The organism is Adhaeribacter arboris (assembly GCF_003023845.1).
GTDB classification, from domain to species: Bacteria; Bacteroidota; Bacteroidia; order Cytophagales; family Hymenobacteraceae; genus Adhaeribacter; species Adhaeribacter arboris.
On sequence record NZ_PYFT01000001.1, the window covers coordinates 6,220,919 to 6,247,720 of the forward strand.

The following is a 26,802-nucleotide window of genomic DNA, read 5'->3' on the forward strand; positions in this document are numbered from 1 at the left end:
CTCTCCTATTTAAAAGATATTACAATATTCGTCTTCACTATATCCGTAAAGTTTACCTGGCTTGGAACCAAGGTTACTTTCTTACTTTTTTCTTTTGCTTCTTCCGTAATTCTAATGCCATCTGCCAGTACTTCTTCTAAGGTGCCGGTTTTTTCGGAACCATCTTTTAATACTAGTTTCAGTTTACGGCCAACGTGGCGTTTATACTGCCGCTCCGACGTTAAAGGTTGATCTGCTCCCGGTGAAGTTACTTCCAGAACATAGCTAATTTCCTCACCAAAAGCAGTTTCAATGCGGTTGTTTAGCCGACGGCTAACCAAGGCACATTCATCTATTCCTACCCCGTTATCGCCATCCAGTATTACCGTAATCTTAGGTTTAGCCGGATTATCGGATACCTGTACTTTTACCACGAATAATTCATCCGAAGGCAAGCAACTCGGCAACATTGTTTTTATACTTTCCGCGTTCAGCGTCATTTATTTCCGTATTCTAACAAACAAAATAGGGGACGCTTGTCCCCCTCTTCATCCAATTAATTGTACAAATGTACGAAAAAATTACGTTTAATACAAATCCCATTCTTTTTCATTTAATTTTTTCTGGTTGTTTCATTTATATAATTATGCGTTCAAAGCTGGAATGGGTGGAAGCAAGTGGTAAAACGAGGTGCTTTGCAGTTACGGAGAGCGCTTTATCTTTAATTTTTGCAGTATTGTATATTTACTAAGGTTTAAATTACAGACATTAAAGCTTAATTTGTAAGTTTGTTCTGGTATATTTTTAGAGCGTGCGCAAAAAACTTTCGGTTACATTTTATTATTTACTGGTAATTTGGTTACTGCTGGCAATTGTATCAATGCGCATTCCATCTTATTACTTTTGGCTAACCGGCTTTTTTTTGTTTACAACTCCTATTCCCTTATTGCTTAATTTAGTTTACCTTTTTGTTTGGGCCTGGCAGCGTTCACGACTGGTTATAATGCCGATTTTAGTAGTAATAATTACCTGGAATTATTACCAGCGGGGACTCACCTTAAATTTTGGCGAAAATAATAAAGAAGTTAGAGCTGCCAGTTTAGCCAAAACGGTTACGTTAGATGTACTAAGTTATAATGTACGTATATTTAATACCTACGCGCACCTGCACGATAAGCATGCCACTAATTCCCGGAATATGATAAAATGGGTCGCGGAGAATGCGGCTGATGTATATTGCTTGCAGGAGTTTTACAATGAGCCACAATCTTCCGTTTACAATTCGGTGCAAAGAATTGTGAAGAAATACGATAAGTATTACTTTATTTCAAATACCTTAATTAACCGGGTAAATGGCCAGTTTGGCATGGCTATCATCTCTAAATATCCCATCCTGAATAAAGGCACGATTAAGTTCGAAAAGCTTACCCAGAACCACGCCATGTTTGCCGATTTAAAAGTTAAAAATGATACGGTACGGGTGTATAATTTTCATTTGCAGTCCATGAGCATTGAAGAACAGGATATTATTAATACCTACCGGGAACAGGATTTATTCGGGAAAGATTTGCGTAAAGTGTTACGCCGTTTAAAAAATGGCTTTATCAAGCGTAGCTATCAGGTTAATACTTTATACGACCACTTGAAAGAATCGCCTTACCCGGTAATTGTATGCGGCGATTTAAACGATGTGCCCTACAGTTATACTTACCAAAAATTAAATAAAAGCCTGTTAAATGCGCACACCGCTGCCGGTTGGGGAGTAGGCAGTACGTATAATGGTATTTTACCCTTGCTTCGGATTGATAACCAGTTTTTTAGTCCTGGCCTGAAAGTAGATAATTTTAAAGTGCACCACGATGTAACTTTTTCCGACCACTTTCCGCTAACAGCTACTTATATAATTAGTCCACAGTCCATGGACGATAGTCGATAGGCTACACCTTTACTGGTTAGATAGTGGTATGGTAAATGGAAGGATAAGCAATTATTCTGACTTATTTCAATATAAAAACAGCAGTATAAATTATTCATGATAACGATTGTCTGCGGATGATAGACTATTGACCATCGTCTATGGACTATCGACTAAATCTACTACCTTTGCGCCCATGCAACCTTTAGTTCTGTATAATACCCTTTCCCGTAAAAAAGAAATATTTGAGCCCTTGCATGCTCCCTTCGTGGGAATGTACGTGTGCGGACCAACGGTATACGGCGAAGCGCATTTGGGCCATAGTCGGGCGGCTATTACTTTCGATGTGCTGTTTCGCTATTTAACTCATATTGGTTACAAAGTACGGTATGTGCGCAATATTACCGATGTTGGTCACCTGGTAAACGATGCCGACGAAGGCGAAGATAAAATTGCCAAACAAGCTAAAGCCGCTCAATTAGAACCCATGGAAGTAGTGCAGCATTATACCAGCCGCTACCACCAGGATATGCAACAACTGAATGTGTTGTCACCGAGTATTGAACCGCGAGCCTCTGGTCACATGATTGAGCAAATAGCCATGATTCAGGAAATTATGGACAATGGCTTAGCTTATGAGGTAAATGGCTCGGTGTATTTTGATGTGCCGGCTTATAATCAAAACCATCATTATGGTAAACTATCCGGGCGGATTATTGATGATTTACTGGCTAATACCCGTGAACTAGATGGGCAGCAGGAAAAACGTTCCCCGCTCGATTTTGCCCTCTGGAAAAAAGCTTCGGAAGCGCATATTATGCGTTGGCCTTCGCCGTGGAGCAGTGGTTTTCCGGGTTGGCATTTAGAGTGCTCGGCTATGAGCCGTAAGTATTTAGGAGCACAGTTTGATATTCATGGGGGAGGCTTGGATTTAATGTTTCCACATCACGAATGCGAGATTGCGCAAAGTCAGGCTAGTAACCATACCGACGCCGCTAAATACTGGGTGCATAATAACCTGATTACTATTAACGGCCAGAAAATGGGAAAATCGCTGGGTAACTTTATTACGCTCCGCGAGTTATTTTCGGGGCAGCACGAGTTGCTGCAAACAGCTTACACCCCCATGACCATCCGGTTTTTTGTGTTGCAAGCGCATTACCGCAGTACTTTAGATTTCTCGAACGAAGCTTTACTAGCGGCCCGCAAAGGTTATTTAAAGTTGCTAAACGGCTTAAAGGTATTAGATAAACTTAATTTCCCGGACGAAGCAGAAGATGTGGAAACCGGAACTCAGGATGCGGACTTGCAAAAATTACTCGACGATTGCTACCGCAGCTTAAACGACGACCTGAATACAGCTAAAGCTATTGCTTCGTTATTTAATGTTTTAAAGAAGATAAACAGCATTTATATGGGGCAGATACCGGTAACCAGCTTAAGCCGCAATATGTTGCAAAATTTAAAAACGACGTACCGGGCCTTAGTAACCGATGTATTGGGCTTAATTGAAGAACGTCCGGATAACTTAGACCAAACGCTGGCTTTGTTACTCAAGTTTTACAAAGAAGCAAAGGACGCCAAAGATTACGGCAAAGTAGACGAGATTCGGGCCGAGTTTAAAAAGCTAGGCATTGTAATCAAAGATATGAAGAACGGTATCGATTGGGCTTACGAAGAGTAAGTTTTAAAACCTTTATCAGCTAAAAGTAAAACCCGGTAAATATCAACTTACCGGGTTTTACTTTTAATAGAATTCATCAGCCTGTTTTAAGCTTTAGAAAGATTCGATAAAATTATAATTCTTCTGGTAAGTATTCCAGAAAGCTGCCATTTTCGTTTACTTTTAAATGGGCTTGTTTACCACAAATTAAAGCTAGATTATGCGTTTCGTGCCCCGTTGGGAAATCAAAGCAAATAGGATAGGTATAATTAGCGGTGTGTTCCCGGATAATTTCGTAGGCGGTTTTTGCGAACGGAATAGGATTATCGCGCATATCGGTCATGTGCCCTACAATTAATCCGGCTAAGTTGGCTAATTTACCGCAACGCTTTAACTGCACCAGCATCCGGTCGAGGTTATATAAATATTCATCTATTTCTTCTACGAACAAGATTTTCCCCGCATAATCTACATCCGACGGGGTGCCGATAATGGTATTCAGCAAGCTGATGTTACCGCCAATTAATCTGCCGGAAGCTTCACCTAATCGGTTAAAAGTGTGTCCGGGTGCCTGGTAGCTAATGGGTTCGCCGAATAAAACCCGATGTAAACTTTCGATAGCCGCTTCACTGCCTGCGCGGCCAAATAAAGAAGGCATAATACCGTGAATGCTAGCGTACCCTTTCCCGAATAAATGACAGAGAAGAGCCGTAATATCACTGAAACCCACTATCCATTTCGGGTGCTGTTCAAATAAAGTAAAGTCAATCTGATCCAACAGGCGGGTAGTACCATAGCCACCACGGGCCGAGATAATGGCTTTTAATTCCGGATTATCCAGCATGGTTTGCAAATCAGAAATGCGTAACTCATCGTTACCGGCAAATTGATGAAAATCTCCGGCTAAACTTTTACCAATAACTACTTCCAGCCCCCAAGAGGTAAGTATTTGAATGGCAGGTTGAATTTCGGCTAAGGTGATTTTACGGGCCAGAGCGCAAATGGCAATTTTATCGCCGGGTTGTAGGGTAGGAGGGAAGATCATGTAGAAAAAACTGCTGTTCAGGAGGTAATTATTGAAGCCCTAAAGAAATACTGGTTTTAATTTTAGGAATGATTTATTTTGAGCAAAATATACAAGTTACTGATAGCAGGTAATAAAAAAGGCTGTGCTTTAAAAAGGCACAACCTTATCTTCCATCAGGAATAACTTTATAGTACTTCTATTTCTTCTATGGCGCTTTCGCGCACATTTTCAGGAGTAGCATTACTTGTTTGGAAATTGCCGGTGGTTACCAAAAATGCATCCGATGCGCGAATTAGTTGAATGTGCAGTAATAAGGTTTCGAGACGCACATAACCGATAACGTATTTAAAATCTTTGGCGATGAATTTCTCGGAGATATTTTCGAATTGCAGCGTTTTGAGTAATTCTTTGTTCGTGTATCGCAAATAAATTTCTACTTCAATGTTATTGGTAGAATTAACTTCAATGTGTTGCAGGTGTTTTTTGTATTCGTACTTGTAGCCGTAAGTCAGGGCGGATATATCCGATAAAACTGCCGAACCAGTAGGATAGCCACCCGCTCCTTTACCCGAAAAGAATTGTTTTTCGGAAAATGCCGCCTCTACAATTACGCCATTATATTCGTTTTCTACGTTGTAAAGCGGATGTTTACGGGTAATGAACTGCGGCATCACAAATAAGGTAACCGTAGCTTCGTCTACTTTACTTACGTGTGGCACCAGTTTAATTTTATAATCTTTCTCGCGGGCGTACTGGATATCGTACTTCGATAAATTTTGAATGCCGATGTTAAAAATGGTATCCGGGTTCAGGAACAAGCCAAAGGCGTGCGCCGCGATAATGGTTAATTTATATTTGGGGTCAAATCCGCCTACGTCTAAAGTTGGGTCAGTTTCGGCGAAACCTAAGTCTTGCGCTTGTTTAAGAGCAATGTCGTAATCTAAGTTCTCGTTAAAAATTTTTGATAATATGTAGTTGGAAGAACCATTGAAAATACCACTTACGGCATAAAGTAATTCATTATCATAGTATTCTTCCAGCGTCCGGATAATGGGAATAGAACCACAGCAAGAAGCTTCGTACAGCAGCGATACCTGGTTTTCGTGCTGTAATTGCACTAGTTCTTCCAGATGCTGAGCCACCATTTTTTTGTTAGCCGTTACTACGTTTTTTCCTTGTTTTAAAGCAGTAGCTACAATATCAAAGGCTTCGTCGGCATTATCAATTAACTCAACAATCAGGTCAATATCCGGATTGTTTAAAATATCTTCTTTCTCGAAAGTAAAACAGGAAGCGGGCAGCTTTCGTTTTTTGTGATGGTCTTTCACGCATATTTTTTCGATGCTGGCTTTTATCCCCCGGCTGTTCGCCAATACATCGTATAAGCCTTGCCCCACGCAGCCAAATCCAAATAAACCTATTTTCTGAATTTTAGTCATTGTTAATGAAGTAATACGTTTTACGTTTTAAGTGGTAGGTTAACAACTTGATTTAACGTAATCGTTATAAATATAGAAAGCTAATGTGAATCAAATGTTTATTAATATTAAATGTAAAATTGAGCATACGTTCTACCAAATAGAAATGCTACAGAAACCGTATTTCGAAACTTCCCACCTATCACCTAAAACGTACTACCTATTCGCTACCGGTACGGCCAGAAACGTTTCAATAAGCTGCGTTAATTTCTCGGTTTCAATCAAGAATCCATCGTGTCCGTAGAATGAATCAATTTCCTGGTAGAGTGCTCCCGGAATATGTTGAGCCAAAAATTGTTGCTCCGTTACCGGAAACAATAAATCAGAGCTGATGCCTATCACTAAAGTTTTGGCTTTTATTTGCTGTAAAGCACTCTCCACGCTGTGGCGCTGCCGGCCCACATTATGCGAGTCCATGGTTCTACTGAGCGATGTATAGGAATACGCATCAAAACGATTTACTAATTTATCGCCCTGATAATTTTGGTACGAGCTGGCATTAAAATTATCTGTTTTACTTAAATCTGTTTCGCGTTGCGTTTTACAATACGTATCGTAAGTACGGTAGCTGAGCAGGGCTATTGCCCGGGCGGCTTTTAAGCCTTTGCGACCTCCTTCCGGTATATTTAAATGAAAAGTTTCATCCGCGCGAATGGCCATACGCTGAGCTTCGTTAAAAGCAATACCCCACGGCGAATGAAACGCATTAGTAGCAACTATTAATAAATGTTGAATAATTTCGGGCTGTAAAATGGCCCATTCCAGGGCTTGCTGTCCACCCAAGGAGCCGCCTAGTAAAATATTAATTTTAGAAATACCCAGGTGTTGCCGTAAAATTTCGTGAGCGGCCACCATATCGCGGATAGTAATATCCGGAAAAGATTGATAATACAAGGTACCGGTTGCCGGATTTTTCGAAAGCGGACCAGTAGTACCATAGCAAGAGCCTAAAATGTTGGCGCAGACAATAAAATGTTCTTCGGGATTAAACAGGAAACCTTGACCAAATAAACCTTTCCACCAGTCAAATACATCGGCATTGGCCGTAAGAGCATGACAAACCCAAATAACATTGTTTTTTTTGGCGTTTAACTTACCGTAAGTATGATAGGTAATCTGAAGCTGAGGTACTATTTTCCCACTTTCGAGTAAAAAAGGCTGCGGGCAATGTAAAATTTCCTGACTCATGCGTTGTATTATTTCCGCAAAGATACAAAAACCAAATTTACAGTCAGGAAATTCCACTCCCGCACAGTCTGCTCGCTAGTTAGACAACAACAATTATTGTTACCGCCGCTAAACAAAGGCAGTTTTTGATTAGTGTTTTTCTTCACGGATAATTATAAAGTAAAATACGTAGTAGTTTTCAGAGATTAATATTTTATTCAGACAAAGTTCTTACTTCTACTACCAGATAAAACAAATCTTAGCCGACTTTTTCTATTAACAGAAATAGCCGACTAAGAACAATTAGATTAAACAGATTCAATTATTTTCTCGGTAATCTCAGATTCGGGGCCATCCGACGGAATGGCATCGGAATCATCGGAACCACCGCCTTTGCCTATCAGAGCAAAAGCTTGCTCAAAGTCGGCTTTAATATCGTCGATGTGTTCGATTCCTACGGAAACGCGCAGGAAAGTAGGGGAAACGCCAGCAGCCTTTTGTTCTTCATCGGATAACTGCTGATGGGTGGTTGCTGCGGGTTGAATAATCAGGGTTTTGGCATCGCCTACGTTTGCTAAGTGGCTGGTAAGTTTTAAACTATCAATAAACTTAGAAGCACTTTCTTTATCGCCTTTTATATTAAACGATAACACGCCGCCAAAACCTCTTTTTAAATATTTAGTGGCTAATTGGTAATAAGGACTGCTTGGTAAACCCGGATAATTTACGCTTTCCACTAATGGGTGTTCTTCCAGCCATTGTGCTAGTTCCAGCGCGTTTTGTACGTGGCGTTCTACGCGCAGCGACAAAGTTTCTAATCCTTGTAGCAATAAAAACGAGTTAAACGGACTAATGGCCGGACCAAAATCGCGCAGCCCTTCAACCCGGGCCCGAATGATAAACTGAATATTCCCGAACGGACCATGAGGGCCAAATACCTCGCCAAATACCAAGCCATGGTAACCTTCGGCCGGCTCCGAGAATTGCGGGTATTTACCATTGTTAAAATCGTATTTACCGCCATCTATAATTACCCCGCCTATGCTGGTACCGTGCCCACCAATCCACTTGGTAGCCGACTCAACCACAATATGTGCGCCGTGTTCTAAGGGCCGGAATAAATAACCACCCGCCCCAAAAGTATTATCCACGATTAAAGGTAAATTGTGTTTCTCGGCAACAGCAGCAATGGCTTCAAAATCCGGAATATTAAAGCCCGGATTACCAATTGTTTCCAAAAAAAGAGCTTTGGTTTTATCGTCAATTAATTTTTCAAAGCTCTCCGGATTGTCGCCATCCGCAAAACGGACTTCTACGCCGATGCGTTTAAAAGCTACTTTAAATTGATTGTAAGTACCACCGTATAAAAAAGAGGTGCTCACAAAATTATCGCCGGCTTGTAGAATATTATTTAAAGCAATAAACTGCGAAGCCTGGCCCGATGCAACGGCTAAAGCAGCAACCCCCCCTTCCAATGCGGCCATTCTTTTCTCAAACACATCGGTAGTGGGGTTCATAATCCGGGAATAAATATTACCGAATTCCTTAAGAGCGAACAAATTAGCGCCGTGCTCCGCACTATTAAATACGTAGGAAGTAGTTTGGTACAAAGGTACGGCGCGAGCGCCGGTAGTAGGGTCGGCTTCTTGGCCGGCATGTAATTGCAAAGTTTCAAATTTTAAGTTTTCAGCAGACATATGGTTGAGATTGAGATTAAAAAATACTATTAAAAATAGAACAGGCTAAAATCTGCGGTATTGCTCAATTAAAAACAAAATAGATAGAGAAAGAGCAAATGCGGAAGAAACAGGAACAGCTTAACAGTAATACCAGCTACTACAACAACCAAAAGGCGCGGTCCACGAGAAAATAGAAAGTACCGGGATAACAGCAGATTTGTGCGCACTAGCAGACCCGGAAGAATTTAAAGCGTATTTCATGTTAAATTAATTTATATTTCCCCAAGTCGGGATAGGATTTGGCACCTTTCAACAAAGGGTTGATGGTTGCCAGAGGGTCAGGGAGCCTATTCTCTCGCCTCTTCTTTATAAATCAATTCTGTTCAGGAACAGGGTTTGATGCTGCAAATTAAGCAGAGGATTTAGGATATTTCCAAATTTGCCTTCGTATTTTTATTCGTGTGAGGCAGAAGTAAAAGGCAATAATATGTACTTTATTCGAATACTTGCAAAGAAAAGATTTACCCATCTATGGGTAAAGTAATATTTTATATGAGTAATCCCGCCAGAGTAGCCGAAAGATAAGAAGCCAGAGTGCCACAGATAAGAGCCCGGAAACCTAACTTCGCTAAATCGGCCCGGCGCGAAGGAGCCAGTTCCCCGATACCGCCTACTTGAATAGCAATAGACGAAAAATTGGCAAAGCCGCAGAGAGCAAAACTGGTAATAAGTAGAGTTTTAGGTTGAAGGGTTTCTTTAATTTTAACTAAATCCAGGTAAGCTACAAATTCGTTTACTACCATTTTGGTGCCCATTAACGCTCCGGCAGTTTCTACATCTTTGGCGGGCACGCCCATGGCCCAGGCAAAAACCGCGAAAAGTTTACCCAGTAAAAAGTTTAAACTAAGGGTAGGTACTTGTATAAGCAAACCTAATTTATTAAGTAAAACATCCATTAAAGCAATTAAAGCAATAAACCCGATTAGCATGGCAACTACATTTAAACCTACTTTTAAGCCATCCGAGGCGCCGGCCGCAATAGCATCAATGATATTGGCGTGCGATTTTTTTACTTCGAGTTTTACGATGCCTTTCGTTTCGGATTGTTCAGTCTCCGGGTACACGATTTTAGCAATAACCAAAGCTCCCGGCGCGGCCATTAAACTGGCGGCCAGTAAATACGGGGCCGGTACGCCAAAAGAAATATAAGTTGCCATTACCCCGCCCGCAATACAAGCAAAAGAACCGGCCATAGAGGCCATTAATTCCGAATTAGTCATGCCTTTCAGGTAAGGTTTAATCATGATTTGAGCCTCTACCTGACCCACAAAGGCACTGGCTACATTGGATACTGCTTCGGCGCCGCTTACGCCCATCGCCCAATGCACTACCTTTGCCATACCGGATACTATTATTTGCATTAGTCCAATGTGGTAAGCAATATTCACCAGTACGGCCACAAAAATAATGGTAGGGATTACGTTAAAGAAAAAAATGTAATCGTTGCCCACGCCGAACGCTTTTGTTAATACCTCCCGGTTTACCAATGAGCCGAAAACAAAAGCAGAGCCTTGCTGAGCCAGACTCAGTAACTTTTCGATGCTGTGGCCTACGTAGCCAAACAGGGCTTTCCCTACTTCGGTTTTCAGGATAAAAACCGCCAGCCCAAATTGCAGTAATAAACCTACTCCTACCAGCCGGTAATTAATGGCTTTGCGGTTGTTGGAAAGTAAAAAAGCTAAACCTAAAATCAATACTATTCCAATCAGCCCCGTAAATCGCTCCATAAAAAGTTAAAAATGTAAATAAAAATAGTATCAGAATTTTATGATTTTGTTATCTCACCCGGCCGGTAATTCTACGCTGAACAGCTAAAGATAAATTAATTATCCAGATAAATACCTGGTTTTTACTTGCCCGAAAAAGTATCGTTTGAGTTAGATGAAACGAAAATCCGGCAAAAAGAAAAAGGCTTCAGGAAAATAACTGAAGCCTTTACAATAAATGAAAGACAATTTAGCTAGCTTGAGCGAGCCGGCGGTTTACTTCGTCCCAATTAATCAGGTTAAAGAAAGCGGCAATGTACTCGGGCCGCCGATTTTGGTATTTTAAATAATAGGCGTGTTCCCAAACATCTAATCCTAATAAAGGAAAGCCGCCGCAGTTATTCTCGGTATCCATCAGCGGATTGTCTTGGTTGGCAGTAGAGCAAATCTGTAAACTACCTCCATCCATCTGGCAAAGCCAGGCCCAACCAGAACCGAAACGGGTCGTAGCCGCTTTCGTAAATTCATCTTTAAATTTTTCGTAAGAGCCAAAGGCACTGGTAATAGCATCAGCAATTGGGCCCGTAGGCTCGCCACCCGCATTGGGGGCCAGAATAGTCCAGAACAAATTATGGTTATAATAGCCGCCGCCATTATTGCGAACTGCTGCCGGTGCTTTACTAATATTCTGCAGGATTTCTTCAATGGTTTTTCCTTCCAAATCAGTACCCTGGATAGCATTGTTCAGATTAGTAGTATAAGCCTGGTGATGCTTGGTATGGTGGATCTCCATGGTTTGACGATCAATGTTCGGCTCCAGGGCATCGTAGGCGTAAGGTAATTGAGGTAATTCGAAAGCCATAGTTTTATAGGTTTAAAGGTTAGATGATAGGGTATGTATATTGATTACACAAGCGGCCAAATATAGCCGCTAATTTCGTTTATTCAAAAAAAACTCCCGGAGCAGTTCGGCGCATTCTTGCGCCAGAATACCGCTTTCCATTTCCGTTTTAGGGTGCAAGAGAGTGCTCCCAAATCGTCGAAAACCGCGTTTTGGATCGGGGGTTGCAAATACCAGCCGCTTTAATTGCGCCCAATAACTTGCCCCCGCACACATTACGCAGGGTTCTACGGTTACGTACAGCGTGCATTCGTGTAAATATTTGTTGCCTAAATAATTTTCAGCGGCCGTAATAGCCAGTATTTCGGCGTGAGCGGTAACATCGTTTAACTTTTCCGTTTGATTATAGGCCCGGGCAATTATTTTATTCTGGCTTACTACTACTGCCCCAATCGGAAGTTCGCCTTCTTCTAAAGCGTACAGCGCTTGCTTGTAAGCTTCTTTCATGAAATGTTCGTCGCTGAATACCGAAAGCACTTAAAAATTGTATTTAATGATTAAAAATATAAGTAGTTGTTCGTTGTTCGCTTAATTTAATTTATAAGGCTCCGTAAGTTATCTCACCTGGTAGTCGAAACTACTTTCGTCGAAGTACTTAGAACCAATTAACTTTAACTGCCTTAGAGCCGATTTGTTCTATAATTTTCAGCTAATTTTTATAGAGCGCATTATTTTATTAGCCGTAACTTGCCACTCCGGTTTTAAGTTAGCCGGACAGTTAAAAGTAAAAATCAAGAGTTTATCGTTTTCGATCGTGTACTGCGCAATTGTGTATTTCTGGATAGGAGCTAATTTATTTTTTTTCTTGGCGTCATCTTTAACCGACGATACAAACTCAAAAACTAAAAATTCCCGTCCGTTTACGGTAGTTACTTCTTCCCGGATAAATTGTACCTCCGAATACATGCTCATAATAGCCGGCTTGTAAAATTTTTGTAGCAAGGGTAAATCTTTCTTAGCGAAAGTCGAAGGTTTTTCCGTTACTACTACATCAACAAAACCGTTTGCGCCGGTATAAGCGGCAATGGGTTTGCGTTGCGCCGGATACCGCGCAGCAATTAACTCGTCGGGCATAATCCCGAAATCTGCCGGCAAAGAGGTGGTAATATTTTTTGTAATCTTAACCGGTTTTAATTTACCTGGTCCAAAGCTGCATAATCCAAAAATGAATGCCAGAGAAAATAAAAAGTGTTTCATAAATAATCGCACAATGTGAAGGCAAAGGTTTGACGTATAGCCAACAGTTGTATTTATAACAAATAGGTTTTAAGGTTAGTTGCTTATGCGCAATCGCTTAAGTAAGAGCGGCTATATTACTTAAAATAAGGTTCTAAATTATTCTTTTTCTGGGTAAGATGTCGAATAATTAATCTAATAAGTACGTATTTATTCTGATTTTTTTAGCTTATCTGCGTAAATACTTAACATTTATCCGGTTTTAGGCAAATTTGTTAAAGAATAATTAAATTTATGTAGTTCTAATTCATTTCAAATGTTACCTTTGGCCTCTTACTAAAATAAGCTAAACTTTTTTCTTAAAAGACAGTACTTACAAACTTCTGATAAGCCATTTGTTTAGTCCAGAGTAGATAAAAAAGTAAATAAATTTTTCGGACGTGCAACTAAGTATGCATGGGGAGGGTCTTGACGTTGAAATCTTAAGTTTTATTTGCCGTTGATTACTATGAAAAAATTGAGTGCCAAACGAAAAAAAGAACTTTACAGTTTAAGCTCTTTGTTGTTTCATATTATTGCTTTCATCAGTTTACTTTTTATTTTAAACTACAACGCCGAGGAAAAAAAGGTAGCTAAGAAAGCAAATATCTATGCCTCCTCTCCGGAGTACGAACAGTATAAAGCCACTTCCGGCAGAATCGCTACTTTAAAATAACGGTAAGTACTAGTTGGTATCTTTCGTTAATTTTCAAAAAAATCGGTGTTCCTTCTTTTAAATAAGTTCTCCGGCATAGGCATAAAGGTTCTAATAAAACTTTATACCTATGCCCATTCAAAAATGCGTAAACCGGAAGTAAGCCCCCAACCAGAAAGTGTTCTTTATTCAAAGAAACGCAGATTACGTGTAAACTAACCTTCCAGGGGCTTTTAGTACCTGCTTTGCTCGTTGCGACAAGTGCCCGTTTTAGGTTAAGAGCTTTATACCTTGGCTTAGATCTGTAATTATTTACTGAACGTAAGTAACAAGTTCTTGCCCTAGGGTATCCAGCATTTATTTTTTGCCTTCCCGTACTGCAAGTAGTTTAGCCCTAATCTTACTCATTTAGCTTTTACAGCTTATTTTCGATTTTGTAAGTACTTCAACGAAATTAGTTTCGACTACTGTTTGAGGTAACTTACGGAGCCTCCTAAACGAATGAGTCGAACAACGAATAACCCACCACTACTTATTAAAAGCTAACCTTGGCTGAATTACTTATTTTTTATAAGTTTGCCCCCTTAACTTTTACAATTTATCCTTGCTGTTTTTTACTTAGTATGATTTGGTAAAAAACGGCTCGTTTATGTATTTAGAAGATTGTACCTTTTTATTTAAAATAGTATATGCTTAGAACCCATACTTGTGGCGAATTAAGATTAGAAAATGTAGGGCAGGCAGTTACCCTTACGGGTTGGGTACAACGTACCCGCGACAAAGGCGGGATGCTTTGGATTGATTTGCGCGACCGGTATGGCATTACGCAGTTAAAACTCGAAGAAGGAAGTACATCCGCCGAAACCATCCATCAAGCCCGTAACTTAGGTCGCGAATTTGTGATTAAAGCCACTGGTACCGTAATTGAGCGAATATCTAAAAACGATAAATTATCAACCGGCGACATTGAAATACAGTTGCAGGATTTAGCTGTTCTTAACCCGGCTAAGCTACCGCCTTTTTTAATTGAAGACGATACCGATGGCGGCGATGATTTGCGCATGAAATACCGTTACCTGGATTTACGGCGCAACAGCGTACGCAAAAACCTGGAACTACGCCACCGGATGATGCAGCAAACCCGAGCTTATCTGGATAGTTTGCAGTTTATTGAAGTAGAAACTCCGGTGCTGATTAAGTCAACGCCCGAAGGCGCGCGCGATTTTGTGGTGCCCAGCCGGATGAACCCGGGTGAGTTTTATGCTTTGCCGCAATCGCCGCAAACGTTTAAGCAATTGCTCATGGTATCGGGCTTCGATAAATATTTTCAGATTGTAAAATGTTTTCGCGACGAAGATTTACGGGCTGACCGCCAGCCTGAGTTTACGCAGATAGACTGTGAGCTTTCTTTTGTGAGCCAGGAAGATATTTTAAATACTTTTGAAGGCTTGGTAAAGCATCTGTTTAAAACCGTGCGAGGAATAAAAATATCTGAGTTGCCCCGCATGACTTACGCCGATGCCATGCAATATTACGGCAACGATAAACCCGATACGCGCTTTGACATGCGTTTTGTGGAGATGAATAGCTTCGTACAAAACAAAGGTTTTAAGGTTTTCGACGAAGCCGAACTTATAATTGGCATAAACGTTACCGGAGCCGCCTCTTATACCCGCAAGCAACTCGACGAACTAACCGAATTTGTAAAACGGCCGCAACTGGGAGCTACTGGTCTTATTTACGCCCGCGTAGAAGTGGATGGTACGGTAAAATCGTCGGTAGATAAATTTTTTAACCAGGAGAACTTGCAGCAATGGGTGCAGGCCTTTGCGGCTAAGCCCGGTGATTTATTGTTAGTAATTGCCGGCCCCGCCGATAAAACCCGCAAAGCTCTTTCGGAATTGCGCTTAGAAATGGGAGAACGCCTGGGTTTGCGCGACAAGAATACTTTTGCGCCCTTGTGGGTGCTGGATTTTCCGTTGCTGGAGTACAACGAAGAAGAAAAACGTTATTTTGCCATGCACCATCCGTTTACCTCGCCCAAGCAAGAAGATTTTAGCTTGTTGGAAACCAATCCGGGAGCCGTTCGGGCCAACGCGTACGATATGGTAATAAACGGGGTAGAAGTGGGAGGTGGCTCTATCCGGATACACGAGCGACCCTTACAGGAACGAATGTTTACATTATTAGGCTTTACGGAAGAAGAAGCCCGGGAGCAGTTTGGGTTTTTGTTAAATGCCTTTGAATTCGGAGCGCCGCCGCACGGGGGGATTGCCTTTGGTTTCGATCGTTTGTGTTCCTTGTTTGGCGGAGCCGACTCGATTCGCGATTTTATTGCCTTCCCGAAAAATAATTCCGGCCGCGATACCATGATTGATTCGCCGTCGCCCATTGCCGAAACCCAACTGAATGAGCTAAATATCCTGCTGAAAAAAAGCTAACGCACTTGTTGTTCTAATCAAAAAGCTGCATCTGCTAATGGGGTTTATATAACCTAAAGCAGATGCAGCTTTTTTGTTGACTGAACTTAGCTGATGATTACGTTTTTCTTTATAATTAAAGTAGTTGTACGGGACGGCTGATACTTTCTTCAAGGGAAATGAAAGTTTCGGTTCGTTGAATACCCGGAATTTTCTGGATTTTATCGGTTAATACGTTTTTCAGGTGCATGGTATCTTTGCAGATAAGTTTCGCAAACATGCTGTAAATACCCGTGGTATAATTTACGCTAATTACCTCTGGTATCCGACGGAGTTGCTCTAACACCTCGTTATACATAGAGCTTTTACGCAAGTAAATTCCCAAAAAAGCATTTACATCGTAGCCCAAATTACCATAATTTAACTTTAATTGGGTACCGGTTACGATTCCCATTTGTTCCATTTTTTTCATCCGGACGTGGACAGTACCACCCGAAACAAACACTTCTTTTCCTACATCTGCATACGCCATTTTAGCGTCTTCCATCAGCAGAGAGAGGATTTTCAGATCCGTATTGTCAATTTCTAAATTTTTGAGCATAAAATTCGCCGATTTTTGATTTGTTTTAACAAAAGTAAGGATAAATTTAAAATAACATAATTTTTAAGTAAAATATTTAAAATATTTTGAAGTAATTAATTTTATCTCTTATATTTGATAAATAAAAACACACTGTAGGGTGTTGAAACTGGCAGACATGCCCTCCTCTCTCGGGGGTGGAGATAAATAGGATAAAGCGTTTTGACCTCTAAGTTAATTCTTGCCTAACTACTCCGTGGAGGTTCGATTCCTTCCCCTACAGCTAAAAAGCCTCTTCGTTTTAAACGGAGAGGCTTTTTTGTTTCTTGTTAAGTATACTTTAGAACTAAATAATCGATTCTCTTTATTAAATTAAAAAGCAAGATTGAATCAGTGATTTATTTACAAACCTGGGTTATATCTTCAGACACAATTACTCTTATGTTGGGAAAGTCTAAATTTGTCCTAGTCGATGATGCTTGTTTCATCCTTAAACCCTAGAGTTTCCTTCTTATAAAAATAGGAAACCGGATATGGTTATCCTTTTCTCTTCTGCTGAATGTTAAAGCACCGAAATCTTATTAAGACTTTTATTGCAGGAAACTTTTTTATTTAAAGTTCAATGGCTTATTCTTAAAAAATTTTTGAACAAGGAGTAAGATTATCAGTATAATTAATATATTTAAGTACTGTTCTACTCTATTATTTTAAGTGCCTTTATAGTAAATTTTATTTTGGTTCTACCATGAGGTACTCCTTCTTTTGGCTTGCCATTTTCTTGTTATTAAATAGCCAAATAATTTATAGCCAACCAAGTTCTAACCAAGCTACTTCTTTCACCCTGACGGCTGGTTTGCCCCATAGCAACATTACGGGGATGGTTCAGGATAAAGTTGGATTTATTTGGGTAGCCACTGAAGATGGCCTTGCCCGTTACGATGGCCGTACTTTCAAAACTTTTCGCTTAGCCTCCGATAATTACATATTAAGCCTAGCTTTACTAAATAATGGAACCCTGCTGCTTAGCACCGCAAACGGCGATTTTTTATGCTTCAACCCCGTAACAGAACGCTTTTCCATTGTTTTCAGCGCTGAATATCTGACTAAGAACCAAGCTTCGATGGATGAGTTTGGACTAGCCGGTAATAATAGTGAAGGCTGGGGTATTATCCGGGGAGATAAACTGGTTTACTATAATTTTTTAGATAAAAAGTTTACTTATTGGGATGAATTTTCCTTAACGGGTGAACATAATTCCATGCACGATATTTTCCGAGCCTCAAACGGGTTAGACTATGTTCGTTTTAATAACGGAATAGTAGAAGTAGATGCGAAGATGCGCCGTCGGCGTATTATTCTGTTTCCGGGTAAAACGTGGCTGAACTACCCGGTTATGCCGGTGCATAACAGCGAGTATATGGTGCAGCGCAGCAACGGCGAACTTGTAATTATGGGTAATCACCGGCTTATGTTATATAATGCGGCCCGTTCCCAGATAGTACGGCACATTCCAATCCCAGCTAAATTAGACTACAATAGTTTTTACACCTTAACCAAGGTGCGGGATGGAAGTATTTACGTGGGTTGTGGCACCCACTTGTATCAGCTTACAGAGCAAGACGAACTAGAACTGATCTGGCAAAATAGCAATCCGGTGGCCACTTTTAACTTTGTTAAAGCTTTCCTGCTGGACTATTCGGGGGTATTATGGCTAAGTACCAACCGGGGAGGCTTAACAAAAATAGATCTCAGGGCCTTGCCTTTTAAGGTTTATCCCTACCAGCGGGGCTTTATGGAAGATCTTTTGCAAGTAGAATTAAAGGCTACTTTGCCGGAGTGGGAGCATCCCGAACGCCACGCTGCCTGGGTTCGTTTTGGCCGTCCGCCTCAGTCAAAAAGTACTTGGTTTATTGATTTTTACGCTCTTTACTACTACAACCCGCAGCACCGCCAGATTTACAAAAAGCTTCGTTTTCAGGAACAAGGTTACCGGTGGTATATAAATCTGAAACCCGCTGCTGACGGATACTTATGGCTTTATGCCAACGAAAAAGGCCTTTTACGGACAGATACCTTAGCTCTTGAAGCCCAACTTTTTCCTAATAGTTTAGTGCCTCCTAAATTCAAAAATGCCCCCGTGGCTTTTGATGTGGTGGATATTCAACCCCAAGCTAACTGGGTTTGGCTGGCCTCAAATTATGGCAATGGGTTGTTCCAGTATGATTGGCAGCAACAAAAAATTATTCGTCAACTGCGGCACCAACCAAAGAATCTAAACTCATTAAGTACAAATGCTTTAAACTGTTTAATCCTTGATCCGAACGATACGCAAATTCTATGGGTAGGTACTCAAGGGGGAGGTTTATGCCGCTTAAATACCCGAACCATGCACTTTAAGCGCATCGTCGAAAAAGAAGGCTTATCTTTAAATACCATTAATAGCCTGCTATCCGACAAAAAAGGTTTTATTTGGTTAAGCTCTAACCAAGGATTGACTCGGCTAAATCCTAAGACATTACAGATGCGTCATTTTACCACGACAGATGGAATTCAGGATGACGAATATTTGCGAAATAATGCGGCTGTATTACCAGATGGCCGCTTGGTTTTCGGGGGTAAAACCGGGATGACGATTTTTGATCCAACTGCTATTCACGAAGATTCTTTTCGCCCTCCGGTTGTATTTACAGCTTTTAAAATTAATAATGTGCCCGTAGAAGCAGGCAAGCCAGGTTCTCCCTTAATTAATTCTATAAATGCAACAAAGCAGCTTACCCTGGATTATACCCAAAACTTTTTAAGTTTTGATTTTGCTGGTTTAGAATTTACTAAACCCGAAAAGCTTAACTACCGCTACCGATTAACAGGAGTAAATAAAAGTTGGGTATACGCAGGTAATCAGAATACGGCTAATTATACCCAATTGGCCCCTGGAGAATATATATTTGAGGTACAGGTAACTAATACCGATGGTAACTGGAGCCACCGTACTAAACAAATACAACTGGTAATTACGCCACCTTTCTGGGCAACCTGGTGGGCCTACGGTTTTTACACTCTTGTATTGGGCGCCGGCCTATACAACTATGTTCAATTCCGAACTAAACGAGTACGCGAAAAGCAGGAAATGGCCTTGCAGTTCCGGCAAGCGGAGCAGTTAAAAGCCGTGGACGAGATGAAAACCCGTTTTTTTTCTAACATTACGCATGAATTTCGCACACCTTTATCCCTGATTTTATCGCCGGCTGAACAACTGCTGCAAAATGAGGAACTGCCGCCAGTAACGCAGCGTAAGTTATTAAATTCGGTATACCGAAACGCCCACCAATTATTGCGCTTAATAAATCAATTATTGGATCTATCTAAATTAGAGGCCTCCAGCATGCCTGTACATGTTTCGCGGGGAAACCCTGCGGTATTTCTGCAAGCAATCGTAACGTCTTTTCGCCCGCTGGCAGATGAAAAACAAAATGAACTCTGCCTGAATGATTTAGTGGTTATCACCGATTATTTGTTTGATGCCGATAAATGGGAAAAAATCATTTACAATCTGCTTTCGAACGCGCTTAAATTTACTGCTAACGGACAAGTAAAGGTAGAGGCTCAGATCTTGAATCAACAATGGTTTTGGTTACAAATCAGGGACACCGGTATTGGCATTCCGTCGGAAAAGCTTCCGCATATTTTCGATCGTTTTTACCAAGTAGATGATGCCCGTACCCGGCAATACGAAGGAACGGGAATTGGTCTGGCTTTAGTGAAAGAATTAACGGATTTATTAGGCGGAAGGGTAACCGTGCAAAGTATACCGGGCCAGGGAACTACTTTTGAAGTAAAATTGCCTCTTGTCTTGGAGAATAATGCTGAGCCAGCGGCTGCTACTACCGCTATAACCCTTCCGTTAACTTCACCGGATAAAGCTGCGTTTTTGTTTCCATCGGATAAAGAAATTTCCCGGGCGGCACCTTTGTTATTAATAGTCGAAGATAATGCGGAGCTTCGTGACTTTATTGCCGGCGCTTTGGCCAGTAGTTACCGGATAATAACTGCCGAAAATGGCCGCCAAGGCTATGAACGTACCCAACAGGAAATGCCGGAGGTAGTAATCAGCGATGTAATGATGCCCGAAATGGACGGTTACCAATTTTGTAACGCTATTAAAACCGACCCGCAAACCAACCACATTGCGGTGTTATTATTAACGGCCCGGGCATCGCACGAAAGCCTAATCGAAGGCTTAGCTGGCGGAGCCGATGATTACCTGACCAAACCTTTCCACCTGGACGAATTACAGTGGCGGGTACGCAATTTGCTCGACCGGCAAGGAAAATTGCGGGAGTTCTACCAACGGCAGTTAGCCGCCCCACAAACTACCCAGGAATTGAAAACCACGCTGGATCCTTTTCTGGAAAAGATTTATAATTTAATAGAAGCTCACCTGGACGAATCTGGCTTTGGGGTGGAAGAGCTAGCATTGGAAATAGGAATGAGCCGCCGTACGCTGCACCGGAAATTAACCGCCGTGCTGGGCATTGCCGCTAACGAACTAATACGCCAGTACCGCTTAAACCGGGCAGTGGAATTGCTACGATCAGGCTGTTCCGTAAGCGAAACCGCTTACCGGGTCGGTTTTGAAAGCCCTTCTTATTTTGCTACGGTGTTTAAAGAATTTCATCACCAATCGCCTTCTTACTTTGTGCCTACCCGGTAAAATTTACTTTTAATTGCCTTAAAAAGTACTCTTTCGCCCTTCTGTCCCAAAATCAAACGCTTTTGTCCCAAAAGTAAAGGCATTTTCAGGCTCTAAATAATAGGTTTGGTCAACTAACGAGCTGATTTTCTTGCTAAGAATGGTGATTTAAAAACAACTCATCATGGCTGAAGAGAAGCATCAGTGTAAAAACGGTGCGTAACGAGCATGTAGTAAGTACTCGCCGGTTCCTTGTCTTTTCTTTTTTCTTTTAAATGAACTTAAATCATCTAAACCAATGACTACATCTCTACTATCTTTTCGGGTTTTGGGGCCCATCTTCCCTCGCTATCTATATCCGGATTTTCTAATCAGAAAATTTTCTGCTTACACAAATAAATACATTCTGCTCTTATTCCTAGGATTGGGACTGTTGCCCTACTTGCCGGTAGTAGCGCAGGATACAACGGCTTTTACGGATATTCAGGCTAATTTAGCGGGAGTAAAATTGGGCTCGGTAGACTGGGGCGATTACGATAGCGATGGCGATTTAGATGTTTTAATCACCGGTGAAGCTGGAGATAACTACATTTCTAAGATTTACCGCAATACCAACGGCAGTTTCTCTGACATTAACGCAGGCTTAGTAGGAGTAACTGAGAGTGCGGTAGCCTGGGGCGATTATGATAACGATGGAGATCTGGATATTGCCTTAACCGGGCAGAGTGGCAACGGATCAGTCTCCTTAATTTATCAAAATAATAATGGGAGTTTTGTTAATGTTCAAGCAAACCTGCCTCCTGTGAAAATGGGGGCAGTAGACTGGGGTGACTACGACCAGGATGGCGACTTAGACCTTTTAATATCCGGCGATGCCAGTACTACTCATAAGAATTATGTAACGGCTATTTACGATAATGAGGGAGGTGAGTTTACGAGAAACTCAGCCAATATGGTAGGGGTTTTTAATAGCTCGGTAGCCTGGGGAGACTATGATAAGGATGGCGATTTAGATATTTTATTAATGGGCGAGTTTTTTAATATATTCAATTACAATCCTATATTTACCTGCCGTATATACCGCAATTTAGGTAGCAATGGATTCTTGAGCTTAGAACTCCTAAACAATTTAAAAAATGGTTCAGCAACTTGGGGAGACTACGATAGCGATAGTGATTTGGACATTATGTTTTCGGGATTTAGAGTACAAGGAGGACGTGTTGAAGGAATAAGTAATTATATTTACCGAAACGATAATGGTAACTTTAAGCAGATAGATACTGACTTTAGCAGTCAAACCGCAGCTAATGGGGATGTTGCTTGGGGCGACTATGATAATGACGGAAATTTAGATATTTTAATAGCTGGGCTTTGTCGTGCTGCAGATTGTAGAGACTTTTCTGCTAATATTTACCGTAATTCGGGCGGCATCTTCACGAACAGTAAGACCGTTCTGCCGGGTTTAATCTATGGCTCGGTTGCTTGGGGCGATTACGACAACGATGGGGATCTGGATATTCTGCTTTCCGGGGATACGAACAAAGGACCCATTGCTAGAATTTATCGAAATAATTCGGTGGCCAAAAATACGCTTCCTATATCTCCAACTGACCTCACTTCTAAAGTGCAAGGAGAGAAAGTAACTTTATCCTGGAGCCCCGGCCTGGATGAACAAACGCCAACTGCTGCATTAAGCTACAATGTGTATGTCGGTACAAGTCCGGGTACCCAGCAAAAGGTTTCGTCGCAGGCAAATCTCCCAGGTAGCTACCGTCAGGTAGCTACCTGGGGCAATGCGCAGTTAAATACCAGCTTTAACCTGAATAACCTGCCTGATGGTACCTATTATTGGAGTGTACAGGCCATTGATCAGGCTTTTGCCGGCTCGGCATTTGCGCCGGAACAAGGGTTTGTTATTGGTTATCTGCCCATCGTAAATGCAATTGCCCCCGCTGCTGCCTCGCCGGGAAACTGGGTTACCATTAAGGGTAACTATTTTCTGAATGCTACCGAGGTACGATTTAACGGAGTAAAAGCATCGGACTTTGGCGTACTTAGTAATGAGCAAATTCGGGTATTAGTACCGGAAGGTGCCACCACGGGTCCGGTAATGGTTACTACTCCTAACGGAACCGCTCTTAGTGCTGTTACTTTCTCGGTTTTGCCCACTATCACCACTATTCATCCTACGGTAGTCCGGCCCGGCGATGTAATTACGATCACAGGCGAAGGCTTTGCTAACGTTACCGCCGTCATCTTTAATCAAATCAAACAACCCGTATTTACCATTGTTAATTCTCAAACTATTACCACCAGGGTACCCGATGGAGCTACTTCCGGTTTAGTAAAGATTTTAACGCCTGAGGGTACCATAATTAGTCCGCTAACCATCTCCATTCTGCCGCGAATGAATTATGATGAAACTTTTGGCGGGATGGACCAGGATAAGCTTACTGCTTCCATTATAACGATGGACGGTGGTTATTTGCTCGGCGGGTATTCTCTTTCTGGTGTAGGCGGCGAAAAGAGTCAGGATAGTCGCGGCGACCTGGATTACTGGATTGTAAAGACGGATGGTAATGGCACCAAAATTTGGGACAAGCGCTTTGGGGGCAGTGGTGAGGATAAACTAACAACTTTATTATCTACCGGTGATGGTAGTTATCTATTAGGAGGGTATTCCACCTCTACGGTCTCGGGCGATAAAAGCCAGGCTAGTAAAGGCGATGCGGATTATTGGATCGTAAAAGTTAATGGTACAGGTAAAATAGAATGGGAGAGAACCTTAGGAGGGAATAATTCTGACCAGCTTACCGCCATGATCCCTACGGCAGATGGCGGTTACTTACTTGGGGGCTCTTCTGATTCGGATGAAACCGGCGATAAAAACCAGGGTAACAAAGGCCAGACCGATTATTGGCTCATAAAAATTGATGCCAACGGTAAGAAAATCTGGGATAAAACCTACGGAGGTCAGAATGCAGATAACCTAGCGGCTATTGTTGCCACTACCAATGGCTATTTGCTTGGTGGTTCTTCGGCTTCCGGTATTTCCGGCGATAAAAGTCAAGGGTTACGGGGCATTGATGATTATTGGGTAATACGCATCACGGAAGCAGGAGAGAAACTCTGGGACAAAACCTTTGGCGGCGCCATTGATTATTTATTGTATGAATCCTGCGGGGGTGATGAAAACCCAGGCCCTGAATGCTTTTATTATTTTGGTAGTTCTATTTTGTCGTCGTTAGTAGCTACTCCGGATGGTGGTTTTTTGCTGGGGGGATCTTCTAACGCCGATAAAGGAAACGAGAAAAGAGAAAATAACCTCCATACCGACCATACAAATTTTACCACTAGGTTAAGGGATTATTGGGTACTAAAAATTGATGGGGAAGGAAATAAAATTTGGGACCAGACCATTGGGGGCAGTGTAAAAGATTATTTTGAGATTGATAAAGGCTATTTTGTTATTGGTGACTCGGAGTTAAAATCTATGGTGGCCACTGCGGAGGGTAATTTCTTTTTAGCCGGCAGTTCAAATGCGGCAAAAGGCCGGGATAAAAGTGCAACCGGTTGGTTTTCGGCGACAGATGTCACCCTGCAGGAAAGGGATGATTACTGGCTGGTAAAGATAGATGGGCAAGGAAACAAGTTGTGGGATGAAGTAAAGGGTGGACTTCGGAATGATAATCTATCCGTTATAATTAAAAATAACGCAAACGAATTTGTATTAGGGGGGACTTCTCAGTCAGATGCTGGCGGAAATAAAACTACGGGTAGCAGGGGAGAGACGGACTACTGGCTGGTAAAAATAACCGATGATGATTCCAAAGCCTGGAACTTTCGCTACGGTGGCTCCGGCAACGAAGGTTTCACCACACTTATTAAAACGAATGACGGAGGCTACTTATCTGGTGGATATTCAAATGCGGGGATTAGCGGCGACAAAACCCAGGCCAGCCGGGGTAAAAACGATTACTGGATTGTGAAAAGTGATGCTACCGGTAGAAAACTCTGGGATAAACGGTACGGCGGTTCGGGTGAGGATTACCTAAATCGTATTATTCCCACCAAGGATGGTGGCTACTTACTGGCTGGTAGCTCACTTTCTGGTATCAGCGGCGATAAAACCCAGGCCAGCCGGGGCAATCGCGATTTTTGGATTGTTAAAATCAGTAGTACCGGCGCGAAGCAATGGGATAAGCGCTATGGTGGCTCCGGCTACGACGAACTCAAAAAAGTAATTCAGCTTTCTACCGGTGAGTATATTTTGGCTGGTTACAGTAACTCTCCCGCAAACGGCGATAAAAGTCAGGAAAGTCAAGGGAACATGGACTACTGGCTGGTAAAGGTAAGTAGCACCGGTACTAAAATCTGGGATAAACGTTACGGAGGCAGTTTAAACGAAGTATTAGGAGGAATTGTGCAAACTTCTGAGAGCGGTTTCTTGCTGGGCGGTTCTTCTGTTTCGGGTATAAGTGGAGATAAAACCGAAGAAACCCGCGGTGGAAATGATTTCTGGTTGATTCTAGTAGATAAAAACGGCACTAAGGTGTGGGATAAAACGTATGGGGGCAGTGGCAACGACGAAGCTTATTCCTTAGGCCGTAGTAACGGCAGCAATTACTTTATCTCTGGTCAAAGTGATTCACCGGTTGGTTATGATAAAACCAGAGGTACCCAAGGCGGAATAGATTTCTGGTTCCTGAAAATAAATAGTTCGGGCGCTAAAATCTGGGACAAACGTTTTGGCGGCACCAAAGACGATGAACTTAGGGCTAGCATTCAGACCAGTGATGGCGGCTATCTCTTAGCGGGTAAGTCTTCGTCTAATAAAAGCGGTAATAAATCGCAAAACAGCCATGGTTCGAGTGATTACTGGATAGTGAAAACAGATGCAGATGGCATGTACCAGTGGGACAAACGCTATGGTGGTAGCGACGCCGAGGAACTACGAGCTGTCATTCAGACCAAAGAGGGCGGTTTACTTTTAGCCGGGAAATCGGACTCTGGCGTGAGCGGAGACAGAACCCAATCAAGTCAAGGTGGTACCGATTTTTGGTTAGTGAAAGTAGCCCCTGAAAGCGTAGGTGCACCGAAGGTAGTTGCTCGGCAAGCCACCCCAGTATTTGAAACCAAGCTCAACCTACTAGTAGCATATCCTAATCCGTTTGAACAAAAATTTACCTTACAACTTGCCCAACCGCTTCCCGCCGGTGCTACCATAAAGCTGTCTGATATCCAAGGCAAATCAGTATACCAGATGAAAGTACCGGTTGGAGAATCCAGAATAGAGGTAAACTTAACCGGGAAACCCGCAGGAATGTATTTGCTTCAACTGCAATCCGGAAATAGGCGGCAGGTACTTAAAATGATAAAATCAGAGTAATAGGTTCTTATTAAAATCCGGCTGAACGCTCCTTACAAAGTTTGGGAGCTTTCAGCCGGATAAAACTCAATAAAAACTAGGTCATTATGGTAGAGTTTTAATTGAGATAAGGCACTAGTATTACCATTTTTTAGAATTTAAAATTTTGAATGTTGCCAAGGACCCTAATAAATGCCGGACGTGGTTCTCCAAATTAGTGACTGTAGATTTATTTAATCAGTAAGCCAGACAAAGAAAAAGATTCTAAAAAGAATTATCTTACCCGGGTATAAACTGCT

General features: G+C 41.8%; 16 protein-coding genes and 1 riboswitch. Of the genes, 6 read left to right on the plus strand and 10 right to left on the minus strand.

Features of this window, described 5'->3' with window-relative positions:
* Positions 1-5 precede the first annotated feature (5 nt).
* A complete protein-coding gene (locus AHMF7605_RS25235; protein WP_106932732.1) occupies positions 6-449 on the minus strand; it encodes a ribosome maturation factor RimP in 444 nt (147 codons plus the stop codon).
* 533 nt (positions 450-982) lie between these two features.
* Between AHMF7605_RS25235 and AHMF7605_RS25245 the strand changes: the two genes are divergently transcribed.
* Together AHMF7605_RS25245 and cysS are read left to right on the plus strand one after the other, a co-directional pair.
* On the plus strand, positions 983-1,915 hold the full coding sequence (locus AHMF7605_RS25245; protein WP_158267617.1) for an endonuclease/exonuclease/phosphatase family protein: 933 nt from the start codon (positions 983-985) through the stop codon (positions 1,913-1,915).
* A 175-nt stretch (positions 1,916-2,090) separates the two neighbouring features.
* On the plus strand, positions 2,091-3,578 hold the full coding sequence (gene cysS / locus AHMF7605_RS25250) for a cysteine--tRNA ligase (protein WP_106932735.1): 1,488 nt from the start codon (positions 2,091-2,093) through the stop codon (positions 3,576-3,578).
* Positions 3,579-3,690: 112 nt separating this feature from the next.
* Here cysS and AHMF7605_RS25255 read toward each other — a convergent pair whose 3' ends face one another.
* The 8 genes from AHMF7605_RS25255 to AHMF7605_RS25290 all read right to left on the minus strand — a co-directional run bounded on the left by AHMF7605_RS25255 (position 3,691) and on the right by AHMF7605_RS25290 (position 12,772).
* The gene (locus tag AHMF7605_RS25255; RefSeq protein ID WP_106932736.1) at positions 3,691-4,602 is read right to left on the minus strand and encodes a S66 peptidase family protein; all 912 of its coding nucleotides are present in this window, start codon (positions 4,600-4,602) and stop codon (positions 3,691-3,693) included.
* A gap of 167 nt (positions 4,603-4,769) precedes the next feature.
* Positions 4,770-6,023 carry a homoserine dehydrogenase gene (locus AHMF7605_RS25260; protein ID WP_106932737.1) on the minus strand — a complete coding sequence of 418 codons (1,254 nt, stop codon included), beginning with the start codon at positions 6,021-6,023 and terminating at the stop codon, positions 4,770-4,772.
* 195 nt (positions 6,024-6,218) lie between these two features.
* Entirely contained in the window at positions 6,219-7,250 is a 1,032-nt protein-coding gene (gene metX, locus AHMF7605_RS25265; protein WP_106932738.1) for a homoserine O-acetyltransferase MetX, read from the minus strand.
* Between the two features lie 287 nt (positions 7,251-7,537).
* Entirely contained in the window at positions 7,538-8,926 is a 1,389-nt protein-coding gene (locus AHMF7605_RS25270) for an O-acetylhomoserine aminocarboxypropyltransferase/cysteine synthase family protein (protein ID WP_106932739.1), read from the minus strand.
* A 251-nt stretch (positions 8,927-9,177) separates the two neighbouring features.
* Positions 9,178-9,283: riboswitch (SAM riboswitch) on the minus strand.
* 173 nt (positions 9,284-9,456) lie between these two features.
* Positions 9,457-10,695, minus strand: coding sequence for a NupC/NupG family nucleoside CNT transporter (locus tag AHMF7605_RS25275; protein WP_106932740.1), 1,239 nt, complete (start codon positions 10,693-10,695; stop codon positions 9,457-9,459).
* A gap of 229 nt (positions 10,696-10,924) precedes the next feature.
* Positions 10,925-11,536 (minus strand): superoxide dismutase, encoded by a 612-nt coding sequence (locus AHMF7605_RS25280; protein ID WP_106932741.1) that lies wholly within the window; start codon positions 11,534-11,536, stop codon positions 10,925-10,927.
* Positions 11,537-11,605: 69 nt separating this feature from the next.
* On the minus strand, positions 11,606-12,052 hold the full coding sequence (locus AHMF7605_RS25285; protein WP_262512369.1) for a nucleoside deaminase: 447 nt from the start codon (positions 12,050-12,052) through the stop codon (positions 11,606-11,608).
* 168 nt (positions 12,053-12,220) lie between these two features.
* Positions 12,221-12,772: a hypothetical protein gene (locus AHMF7605_RS25290; protein ID WP_106932743.1), complete on the minus strand. Its 552-nt coding sequence runs from the start codon at positions 12,770-12,772 to the stop codon at positions 12,221-12,223.
* A gap of 487 nt (positions 12,773-13,259) precedes the next feature.
* Here AHMF7605_RS25290 and AHMF7605_RS25295 point away from each other — a divergent pair, with 487 nt between their 5' ends.
* Both AHMF7605_RS25295 and aspS read left to right on the plus strand, forming a co-directional pair.
* Positions 13,260-13,466, plus strand: a complete 207-nt coding sequence (locus AHMF7605_RS25295; protein WP_106932744.1) for a hypothetical protein — start codon at positions 13,260-13,262, stop codon at positions 13,464-13,466.
* A 668-nt stretch (positions 13,467-14,134) separates the two neighbouring features.
* Complete coding sequence (aspS, locus tag AHMF7605_RS25305) at positions 14,135-15,886, plus strand: aspartate--tRNA ligase (RefSeq protein ID WP_106932746.1); 1,752 nt, start codon at positions 14,135-14,137, stop codon at positions 15,884-15,886.
* Positions 15,887-16,001: 115 nt separating this feature from the next.
* Here the strand turns inward: aspS and AHMF7605_RS25310 are convergent, their stop codons facing one another.
* Positions 16,002-16,466: an Lrp/AsnC ligand binding domain-containing protein gene (locus tag AHMF7605_RS25310; protein ID WP_106932747.1), complete on the minus strand. Its 465-nt coding sequence runs from the start codon at positions 16,464-16,466 to the stop codon at positions 16,002-16,004.
* A 724-nt stretch (positions 16,467-17,190) separates the two neighbouring features.
* On the opposite strand from AHMF7605_RS25310, the gene AHMF7605_RS25315 reads away from it, so the two are divergent.
* Positions 17,191-21,156: a hybrid sensor histidine kinase/response regulator transcription factor gene (locus AHMF7605_RS25315; RefSeq protein ID WP_106932748.1), complete on the plus strand. Its 3,966-nt coding sequence runs from the start codon at positions 17,191-17,193 to the stop codon at positions 21,154-21,156.
* A 277-nt stretch (positions 21,157-21,433) separates the two neighbouring features.
* Positions 21,434-26,524, plus strand: coding sequence for an FG-GAP-like repeat-containing protein (locus tag AHMF7605_RS25320; RefSeq protein ID WP_106932749.1), 5,091 nt, complete (start codon positions 21,434-21,436; stop codon positions 26,522-26,524).
* Positions 26,525-26,802: the final 278 nt, after the last annotated feature.

Coding starts and splice junctions, on each gene's coding strand:
- AHMF7605_RS25295 (WP_106932744.1), top strand. CDS start 13,260: ATGAAAAAATTGAGTGCCAAACGAAAAAAAGAACTTTACAGTTTAAGC.
- AHMF7605_RS25235 (WP_106932732.1), bottom strand. CDS start 449: ATGTTGCCGAGTTGCTTGCCTTCGGATGAATTATTCGTGGTAAAAGTA.
- AHMF7605_RS25320 (WP_106932749.1), top strand. CDS start 21,434: ATGACTACATCTCTACTATCTTTTCGGGTTTTGGGGCCCATCTTCCCT.
- AHMF7605_RS25315 (WP_106932748.1), top strand. CDS start 17,191: ATGAGGTACTCCTTCTTTTGGCTTGCCATTTTCTTGTTATTAAATAGC.
- AHMF7605_RS25290 (WP_106932743.1), bottom strand. CDS start 12,772: ATGAAACACTTTTTATTTTCTCTGGCATTCATTTTTGGATTATGCAGC.
- AHMF7605_RS25245 (WP_158267617.1), top strand. CDS start 983: ATGCCGATTTTAGTAGTAATAATTACCTGGAATTATTACCAGCGGGGA.
- AHMF7605_RS25280 (WP_106932741.1), bottom strand. CDS start 11,536: ATGGCTTTCGAATTACCTCAATTACCTTACGCCTACGATGCCCTGGAG.
- cysS (WP_106932735.1), top strand. CDS start 2,091: ATGCAACCTTTAGTTCTGTATAATACCCTTTCCCGTAAAAAAGAAATA.
- aspS (WP_106932746.1), top strand. CDS start 14,135: ATGCTTAGAACCCATACTTGTGGCGAATTAAGATTAGAAAATGTAGGG.
- AHMF7605_RS25275 (WP_106932740.1), bottom strand. CDS start 10,695: ATGGAGCGATTTACGGGGCTGATTGGAATAGTATTGATTTTAGGTTTA.
- AHMF7605_RS25260 (WP_106932737.1), bottom strand. CDS start 6,023: ATGACTAAAATTCAGAAAATAGGTTTATTTGGATTTGGCTGCGTGGGG.
- metX (WP_106932738.1), bottom strand. CDS start 7,250: ATGAGTCAGGAAATTTTACATTGCCCGCAGCCTTTTTTACTCGAAAGT.
- AHMF7605_RS25310 (WP_106932747.1), bottom strand. CDS start 16,466: ATGCTCAAAAATTTAGAAATTGACAATACGGATCTGAAAATCCTCTCT.
- AHMF7605_RS25270 (WP_106932739.1), bottom strand. CDS start 8,926: ATGTCTGCTGAAAACTTAAAATTTGAAACTTTGCAATTACATGCCGGC.
- AHMF7605_RS25255 (WP_106932736.1), bottom strand. CDS start 4,602: ATGATCTTCCCTCCTACCCTACAACCCGGCGATAAAATTGCCATTTGC.